This window comes from Streptomyces sp. NPDC046215, from assembly GCF_040646215.1.
Classification (GTDB): domain Bacteria; phylum Actinomycetota; class Actinomycetes; order Streptomycetales; family Streptomycetaceae; genus Streptomyces; species Streptomyces stramineus.
Map to the genome: position 1 here is coordinate 1 of NZ_JBEYZW010000146.1, position 8,296 is coordinate 8,296.

General features: G+C 72.2%; 7 protein-coding genes. 4 read left to right on the forward strand and 3 right to left on the reverse strand.

Going from position 1 to position 8,296, the window contains the following annotated elements:
* Positions 1-217 precede the first annotated feature (217 nt).
* The 3 genes from ABZ951_RS32895 to ABZ951_RS32905 form a co-directional block, all read right to left on the reverse strand.
* Complete coding sequence (locus ABZ951_RS32895) at positions 218-928, reverse strand: gamma-glutamyl-gamma-aminobutyrate hydrolase family protein (RefSeq protein WP_344097712.1); 711 nt, start codon at positions 926-928, stop codon at positions 218-220.
* A gap of 31 nt (positions 929-959) precedes the next feature.
* Positions 960-2,438: an ethanolamine permease gene (gene eat / locus ABZ951_RS32900; protein ID WP_344097709.1), complete on the reverse strand. Its 1,479-nt coding sequence runs from the start codon at positions 2,436-2,438 to the stop codon at positions 960-962.
* Positions 2,439-2,542: 104 nt separating this feature from the next.
* Positions 2,543-3,265, reverse strand: a complete 723-nt coding sequence (locus tag ABZ951_RS32905; RefSeq protein ID WP_344097707.1) for an FCD domain-containing protein — start codon at positions 3,263-3,265, stop codon at positions 2,543-2,545.
* A 72-nt stretch (positions 3,266-3,337) separates the two neighbouring features.
* Between ABZ951_RS32905 and ABZ951_RS32910 the strand changes: the two genes are divergently transcribed.
* From ABZ951_RS32910 to ABZ951_RS32925, 4 genes are all read left to right on the forward strand, one after another.
* Positions 3,338-4,705, forward strand: a complete 1,368-nt coding sequence (locus ABZ951_RS32910) for a glutamine synthetase family protein (RefSeq protein WP_344097704.1) — start codon at positions 3,338-3,340, stop codon at positions 4,703-4,705.
* Between the two features lie 11 nt (positions 4,706-4,716).
* Positions 4,717-6,078, forward strand: a complete 1,362-nt coding sequence (locus ABZ951_RS32915) for an aldehyde dehydrogenase family protein (protein ID WP_344097702.1) — start codon at positions 4,717-4,719, stop codon at positions 6,076-6,078.
* Positions 6,075-6,860, forward strand: coding sequence for a 3-oxoacyl-ACP reductase (locus ABZ951_RS32920; RefSeq protein ID WP_344097700.1), 786 nt, complete (start codon positions 6,075-6,077; stop codon positions 6,858-6,860). Before ABZ951_RS32915 ends, ABZ951_RS32920 begins: the two co-directional genes overlap by 4 nt.
* A gap of 81 nt (positions 6,861-6,941) precedes the next feature.
* The gene (locus ABZ951_RS32925) at positions 6,942-8,213 is read left to right on the forward strand and encodes a haloacid dehalogenase-like hydrolase (RefSeq protein ID WP_344097697.1); all 1,272 of its coding nucleotides are present in this window, start codon (positions 6,942-6,944) and stop codon (positions 8,211-8,213) included.
* Positions 8,214-8,296: the final 83 nt, after the last annotated feature.

Here is an 8,296-nt window from a genome sequence, read left to right on the forward strand (position 1 = left end):
GGCGTAAAGCGAAGCAGCCCCGAACACCCCACCCGCGCAGGCCCGACACCGCACCTGAACAGCCCCGCGCAGCGGACACGCCCCCCGCAGGGGCAACAGCGCCGCACCCGGCAACGCCCCGCGCAGCGGAGCGGCCCCCCGCAGGGGAAACGGCGAGAAACCGTCAACGACACCCGCACCCGGCAACGCCCCGCGCAGCGGAGCGGCGACGGCTAACTCAACGGCGGCAACCGGCCGCTGCCGAGACCAGCCCCTCGACCAGCCGCACATCCCCCCGCGCCTCCGGATGCCACTGCACCCCCACCACGAACCCTCCCGCGCGCTCCAGCGCTTCCACCGTTCCGTCGGACGCGAACGCCGTCGCCACCAGCCCCTCGCCCAGGCGGTCGACCGACTGGTGGTGATGGGTGGCGACGTCACCAGGGTCGGGGACCAATGAGCCGAGAAGGCTGGACGGTGACGGCTTCACCAGATGCTCCGCGAACGCCCCCGCCCGAGGGTTGTGCTCGTCGTGCCCCACCACATCGGGAAGATGCTGGCAAAGCGTTCCCCCGGCATGCACGTTCATCAGCTGCATGCCGCGGCAGATGCCGAGGACGGGTACGTCCTGGTCGAGCGCCGCGGTCAGGAGGGCCAGTTCCCAGCGGTCGCGTTCCGGGACCGGCGCGCCGGCCCGGGGGTGGGGCTCCGCCCCGTAGAGCGCCGGGTCGAGGTCCTCGCCGCCGGCGAGGATCAGCCCGTCCAGCCGGCGGATCACGGCCGCGGCGGTGCCGGGGTCGTCGGGCGGGAGCATGACGGCCAGGCCGCCGGCGCGCTGGACGTAGCGGGGGTAGTCGGCGGGGAGCAGAGCGGCGGGGAGGTCCCAGGCGACGCCCCAGCGGGCCCGGGTGAGGTAGGTGGTGACGCCGATCAGCGGCGGGGTGCTCATGTGCGGCGGGTCCTTTCGGGGGGAGGGGAGGTCATCGGCGGAGCTCCTCGCGGGTCAGCTCCGCTTCGGCCGCGGCGAGTGCCGCGAATTCCTCCTCGGGGGCGTTGGCGACGAGCCGGTGCCTGCTGTAGAGGGCGAAGTAGGCGGCGGCGACGGCGTAGACGCCCAGGGCGATGAGGGCCGCGGTGACGTCGACGAGGAACGTCGCGACGAGGGCCGCGCACGCGAGGACGAAGGCGGTCGCGGAGGTGACCACGCCGCCGGGGGTGCGGTAGGGCCGGGCCAGGTCCGGCTCGCGGCGGCGCAGGACGATGTGGGAGAGGGACATCAGGGCGTAGGAGATGGTGGCGCCGAAGACCGCGATGTTGAGCATCAGGGCGCCGTCGCCGGTGGTGGCGGCGAGGGTGAAGGCAAGCGCACCGGGCACCAGCAGCCCGAGGTAGGGGGCCTTGCGGCGGCTGGTGAGGGAGAGGAAGCGGGGGAGGTAGCCGGCCCGGGAGAGGGCGAAGAGCTGCCGTGAGCCGGCGTAGATGAGGGAGAAGAAGGAGGCCACCAGGCCCGCGAGCCCGGCGTAGTTGACGATCCGGCCGAGGGTGGTGGGGTGCCCGTCGGTCTGGAGGGCGGCGACGAGGGGGTTGCCGGCGTCCTTGAGGGCGTCGGCGCCGCCCGCGCCGGTGGAGGCGAGGAAGGTGAGCAGGGCGAGGACGAGCAGGATGCCCGTGGCGGTGGCCATGGCCTTGGGCAACGTGCGCGCCGGGTCCTTGGTCTCCTCGGCGGCGAGCGGCACGCCTTCGACGCCGAGGAAGAACCACATGCCGAAGGGGAACGACGCCCAGATGCCGAGCAGCCCGAACGGCAGCCAGGAGGAGGCTCCGAAGGCGTCCCGGTCGACGGCGATGTCGTTCAGGCGCCCGGCGTCGAAGTCGGTGAAGGCGCCCGCCGCGAAGATCAGCAGTGCGGCGACCGCGATGCCGGTGACGATGAAGCTGAACCGCAGGGCCTCGCCGACGCCCCAGAGGTGGATGCCGATGAAGACGACGAAGCAGGCCAGGTAGACGGGCCAGGAGGAGGTGAGCCCGAACAGGTTCAGGGACTCGACGTAGTCGCCGATGAAGAGGGAGATGGCCGCGGGCGCCAGGACGTATTCGATGAGGATGGCCGTGCCGGTGAGGAAGCCGCCCCAGGGGCCCAGGGCCCGGCGGGCGAAGCCGTAGCCGCCGCCCGCGGTGGGCAGGACGGAGGCCATCTCGGCGAGGGCGAAGACCATGCATGTGTACATCAGGCCCATGAGGGCGACGGCGACGGCGAGTCCGCCGAAGCCGCCGTGGGCGAGGCCGAAGTTCCAGCCGGAGAAGTCGCCGGAGACGACGTAGGCGACGCCGAGGCCGATGAGAAGGAGCGGGCCGGCGCTGCCCCGGCGCAGGGCGCGCTTCTCCAGGTAGGCGGCTGAGCCGTCGTCGGCGGTGGCAGTTGCGGGTGGTGCGGGGGGTGTCTCCGTGCGCTCGGCCATGAGCCGCTCCTGCCTCGGGGGGTAAAGGTTTTGCGCCATACCTTTGCCATGGCGTGCTGCGTTAGGCAACCCCCCTGCGTAAAAGACTGGTTACGTCTGTCCCGCTACGACAGAAAACCCCGCAGCAGCGCCGCCGTGCCGCAGCAGTGTTCGCGCATGACCTCGCGGGCGGCGTTCGCGTCCCCGGCCAGCACCGCCTCGACCAGCGCGGCGTGCTGGAGCTGGGAGTGCTCCAGGTTCCGCACCAGCAGCGGGATGCAGTCCAGGAGCTCGTTGACCGTCGCCCGGACGGCCGCGTACTGCGCGGCCAGCGTGGGGGAGCCCGACAGCTCCGCCAGCGTCAGGTGGAAGAGGGTGTCCGCGCGGCGGTAGCCGGCCAGCGGCGCGTCGTGCGTGGCGTCCAGCGCCCCCCGCAGCCGCCGCGCCCGGTCGTCGGTCAGCCCGTGGGCGGCGCACAGCCCGGCCGCGCCGGTCTCCAGCACCTCCCGGAACCGCAGGATGTCCTCGACGTCCACCGAGGCCACGCGCCGGCGCAGCTCCGCCTCCCCGGCCGTGGCGGCGCGGGCGCGCACGAACGTCCCCCCGTACCGGCCGCGCCGGCTCTCGACCAGGCCTTGGTCCTGGAGCACCTTGAGCACCTCGCGCAGCGTCACCCGGCTGATCTGCAGCCGTTCGGCCAACTCGCGCTCGGCGGGCAGCCTTTCCCCCTCCGGGACCAGTCCCAGGCGGACGATCTGGAGTATCTGCTCCAGGGCCTCCTCGAATCCGTTGCCCGTGCGGACCGGTCGCAGCACCGGTGCCAGCCGGTCCGCCGAATTCCCGTCCATGGGACCCCTTCCCAATCAATGGTCTACGGGCCTACCTTAAGACCCCCGGTCGCACCGACAGGAGGCAACACTGTGGCAGACCGCACGCCCCCGCTCGCCGTGGACGAGCTGCGCAAGCTGGTCGACAGCGGGGAGATCGACACTGTCGTCCTCGCCTTCACCGATATGCAGGGAAGGCTCCAGGGCAAGCGGTTCGCCGCCCGGTACTTCCTCGATCAGGTCCTCGAACACGGCACCGAGGGGTGCAACTACCTCCTCGCCGTGGATGTCGACCTCAAGACCGTCGACGGCTACGCCATGTCCTCCTGGGAGCGCGGCTACGGCGACTTCGCCCTGCACGGCGACCCCGCCACCCTCCGCCGCACTCCCTGGAACCCCGGCACCGCCCTCATCACCGCCGACCTCGCCTGGCACGACGGCTCGCCCGTCCTCGCCTCGCCCCGGCAGATCCTGCGCGGCCAGCTCGACCGGCTCGCCGAGCGCGGCTGGAGCGCCTACGCGGGCACCGAGCTGGAGTTCATCGTCTTCAGGGACACCTACGAGGAAGCCTGGGGCCGCGGCTACCGCGGCATGACCCCCGCCAACCAGTACAACGCCGACTACTCCGTCCTCGGCACCGGCCGCGTCGAGCCGCTCCTGCGCCGCATCCGCAACGAGATGGGCGCGGCCGGCATGACGGTGGAGTCCGCGAAGGGGGAGTGCAATCTCGGCCAGCACGAGATCGTCTTCGTCTACGACGAGGCCCTGGCCACCTGTGACCAGCACTCCGTCTACAAGACCGGCGCCAAGGAGATCGCCGCACAGGAGGGCATGGCGCTCACCTTCATGGCCAAGTACAACGAGCGCGAGGGCAACTCCTGCCACATTCACCTCTCGCTGCGCGATGAGTCCGGGGCGTTCGTGCTCGCCGACGACGACGGCCCGTACGGCATGTCGAAGACCATGCGGCACTTCCTCGCCGGACAGCTCGCCGCCCTGCGCGACTTCACCCTGCTGTACGCCCCGAACATCAACTCCTACAAGCGCTTCCGCCCCGGCTCCTTCGCCCCCACCGCCGTCGCCTGGGGCCCGGACAACCGCACCTGCGCCCTGCGGGTCGTCGGCCACGGCCCCTCGCACCGCTTCGAGAACCGCCTGCCCGGCGGCGACGTCAACCCCTACCTGGCCGTCGCGGGCATGGTCGCCGCCGGCCTGTACGGCGTGGAGAACGAGCTGGAACTGCCCGAGGCGTGTACCGGCAACGCCTACGCCGGCGACGCCGCGCACGTCCCCACGACGCTGCGGGAGGCCGCCGACCTGTGGGGAGCGAGCCCCATAGCCCGCGCCGCGTTCGGTGACGAGGTCGTCGAGCACTACCTGCACATGGCGCGCGTCGAGCAGGAGGCGTACGACGCGGCCGTCACGGACTGGGAGCGGTTCCGCTCCTTCGAGCGGATGTAAGGACCGAAACGTTGCACGAGATCGTCAACCCGGTGACCGAAGAGGTCATCGCCACCGTCCCGGCCAGCACCCCTCAGGACGTCGACGCCGCCGTCACCCGGGCCCGTACCGCCCAGCGGACGTGGGCGGCCCTGGCCCCCGGCGACCGGGCCCGGCAGCTGCGGCGCTTCGCCGACGCCGTCGACACCCACCTGGAGGAGCTCGCCCAGCTGGAGGTCCGGGAGGCCGGCCACCCCGTCGGCAACGCCCGCTGGGAAGTGGGCAACGCCCGTGACGTGCTCGAATACGCCGCCGGTGGCATCGAGCGGCTCACCGGCGCGCAGATCCCCGTCGCCGGCGGCATCAACGTCACCTTCCACGAGCCGCTCGGCGTCGTCGCCGTCATCGCCCCGTGGAACTTCCCGCTGCCCATCGCCTCCTGGGGCCTGGCCCCCGCGCTCGCCGCGGGCAACGCCGTCCTCCTCAAGCCCGCCGAGACCACCCCGCTCACCGCGCTGCGGCTCGCCGCGCTCGCCCTGGAGGCCGGGCTGCCCGAGGGCCTCTTCCAGGTCCTGCCCGGCGACGGGCCCGTCGTGGGCGGCGCGCTCGTCGAACACCCCGGCGTCGCCAAGGTCGTCTTCACCGGCTCCACCGGCGTCGGCAAGCAGATCATGGCCCGGTGCGCCGCCGGCGTGAAGCGGGTGACCCTCGAACTCGGCGGGAAGAGCCCCAACATCGTCTTCGCCGACGCCGACATCGAGCAGGCGGCCGCCGCGGCCCCCGGCTCCTTCCTCGACAACACCGGCCAGGACTGCTGCGCCCGCAGCCGCATCCTCGTCCAGCGCACGGTCTACGACCGGTTCATGGAGCTCCTGGAACCGGCCGTGAAGTCCTTCACCGCCGGCGACCCCACCGACCCGGCCACGCGGATGGGCCCCCTGATCTCCGCGGCCCAGCGCGAGCGCGTCCGGGCCTACGTCCCCGAATCCGCCCCCGCGGCGATCCGCGGCGAGGTCCCCGCGGGCAAGGGCTTCTGGTACCCGGCGACCGTCCTCGAAGGCACCCCTAAGGACCGCGTCGCCGTCGAGGAGATCTTCGGCCCCGTCGCCGTGGTCATCCCCTTCGAGGACGAGGCGGACGCCGTCCGGCTCGCCAACGCCACCGACTACGGCCTCTCCGGCTCGCTGTGGACCCGCGACGTCGGCCGGGCCCTGCGCGTCTCCCGCGCCGTCGAGGCGGGCAACCTCTCCGTCAACTCCCACAGCAGCGTCCGCTACTGGACGCCCTTCGGCGGCTTCAAACAGTCCGGCATCGGCCGGGAGCTGGGCCCCGACGCACTGTCCGCCTTCACCGAGACCAAGAACGTCTTCATCGCCACGGAGGAGTCCAAGTGACCGACCAGACCCCGCTCTGCCGCCGCCTCGTCGGCCGTACCGCCGTGATCACGGGTGCCGGCAGCGGCATCGGCCTGGCCACCGCCCGGCGCCTGGCCTCCGAGGGCGCCCACGTCGTCTGCGCAGACATCTCCGAGAGCGCCGGCAAGGCCGCCGCCGACGAGGTCGGCGGGCTCTTCGTCCAGGTCGACGTCACCGACCCCGAGCAGGTCGAGGCACTGTTCAAGACCGCCTACGACACCTACGGCTCGGTCGACATCGCCTTCAACAACGCCGGGATCTCCCCGCCCGACGACGACTCCATCCTCACCACCGGCCTCGACGCCTGGAAGCGCGTCCAGGAGGTCAACCTCACCTCCGTCTACCTGTGCTGCAAGGCGGCCCTGCCCTACATGCGCGAACAGGGCAGGGGCTCCATCATCAACACCGCCTCCTTCGTCGCCAAGATGGGCGCCGCGACCTCCCAGATCAGCTACACCGCCTCCAAGGGCGGCGTGCTCGCCATGTCCCGCGAGCTGGGCGTGCAGTTCGCCCGCGAGGGCATCCGCGTCAACGCCCTGTGCCCGGGGCCGGTGAACACACCGCTGCTCAAGGAGCTCTTCGCCAAGGACCCGGAGCGGGCCGAGCGCCGCCTGGTGCACGTCCCGGTGGGCCGGTTCGCCGAGCCCGAGGAGATCGCGGCCGCCGTGGCCTTCCTCGCCAGCGACGACTCCTCGTTCGTGAACGCCGCCGAGTTCCTCGTGGACGGTGGCATCGCGGGCGCCTACGTGACCCCTGTGTAAGGTCCATGATCAAGCGCCGGGGCGGGCGAGCCCGCCGGCCCCGGCGCCTCCTGCCCCCTCCCCTCGCACGTAAGAGAACGCATGCGCAAGAAGCCCGCCATCGTCGTCGGCCTCCTGGCCGCCGCGGCCCTCGCCACCACGGTGCCCGCCACCGCCGCCCCGGCCGCCCACGCGCCCCGCGCGCAGTGCCCCCAGCTCGACAAGAGCCTCACCTGGTTCGGCGACAACCGCGCCAAGCTCCAGAAGATGATCGACGAGCGCGGCACCTGTTCCGGCCCGAAGGGCGGCGCCCGCCCGGTCGCCGCCTTCGACTGGGACAACACCGTCGTCAAGAACGACATCACCGACGCCACGCTCGCCTGGTCCCTGCGGCACGACAAGATCCTCCGGCCCAAGAGCTGGAAGGCCACCAGCGCCTGGCTCACCCCCGCCGCGGACAAGGCCCTCACCAAGGCGTGCGGCACCTCCGTGCCCGTCGGCAAGCCGCTCCCCACCTCGAAGAACGCCGCGTGCGCCGACGAGATCATGGAGATCCGCGAGAAGGAGCGGACCATGAGCGGCGAGCCGGCCTTCGCCGGCGAGTGGAACCACCGCCGCACCGTGCCCGCCTACGCCTGGATCCCGCAGCTCTTCGCCGGCCGCACCCCGGCCACGGTCACCTCCTTCGCCAAGAAGGCGCGCGCCGAGCAGCTCGCCGCGCCCGTCGGAGCCAAGCAGAAGGTCGGCACGCACACCCTCGCCGGGTACGTGCGCTACTACGACCAGCAGAAGGACCTGATCCGCACGCTCAAGAAGGCGGGCTTCGACGTCTACATCGTCTCGGCCTCCTCCGAGCCGATCGCCGAGGCGTGGTCGAGCGGCGTCGGCCTCGACCGCAAGCACACCATCGGCATCCGCAGCATCCTCGACCACGGCCGCATGACCACGGGCATCCAGGGCTGCGGCGGCGTCCAGGACGGCCCCGGCGGCTCCCTGCCGTACATGGACGGCAAGCGCTGCTGGATCAACCAGGAGATCTTCAAGATCAAGGGCGCCAAGGCGTGGCAGCAGCAGGACTTCGCGCACCGCATCGCCCTCGGCGCGGGTGACGCCGACACCGACGTGACGTTCGTCAACGACGCGACCGGCGCGCACCTCGCGATCAACCGCAACAAGCCCGAGCTGATGTGCCGCGGCTACGACAACGCGGACGGCCGCTGGGTGGTCAACCCGATGTTCATCGAGCCGATGCCCCGCAAGTCCGGCACGTACCCCTGCGCCACGGCGGGCGCCACCGACCCGGACGGCGGGCACAGCCCCGTCCGCCGGGCCGACGGCTCCGTGATCCCCGACCAGGTGGACCGGGCGTACTGAGCCGCGGCGGGAACCGGGGACATCGGCGCCCCGGCTCCCGCCACGGAAACCCGAGTGGCCCGCCGGGCACCGCCCGGCGGGCC

What these genes read in the sequence shown, in the direction of transcription:
- ABZ951_RS32905 (WP_344097707.1), bottom strand. Translation starts at nt 3,265, where the DNA reads ATGGACGGGAATTCGGCGGACCGGCTGGCACCGGTGCTGCGACCGGTC.
- eat (WP_344097709.1), bottom strand. Translation starts at nt 2,438, where the DNA reads ATGGCCGAGCGCACGGAGACACCCCCCGCACCACCCGCAACTGCCACC.
- ABZ951_RS32925 (WP_344097697.1), top strand. Translation starts at nt 6,942, where the DNA reads ATGCGCAAGAAGCCCGCCATCGTCGTCGGCCTCCTGGCCGCCGCGGCC.
- ABZ951_RS32895 (WP_344097712.1), bottom strand. Translation starts at nt 928, where the DNA reads ATGAGCACCCCGCCGCTGATCGGCGTCACCACCTACCTCACCCGGGCC.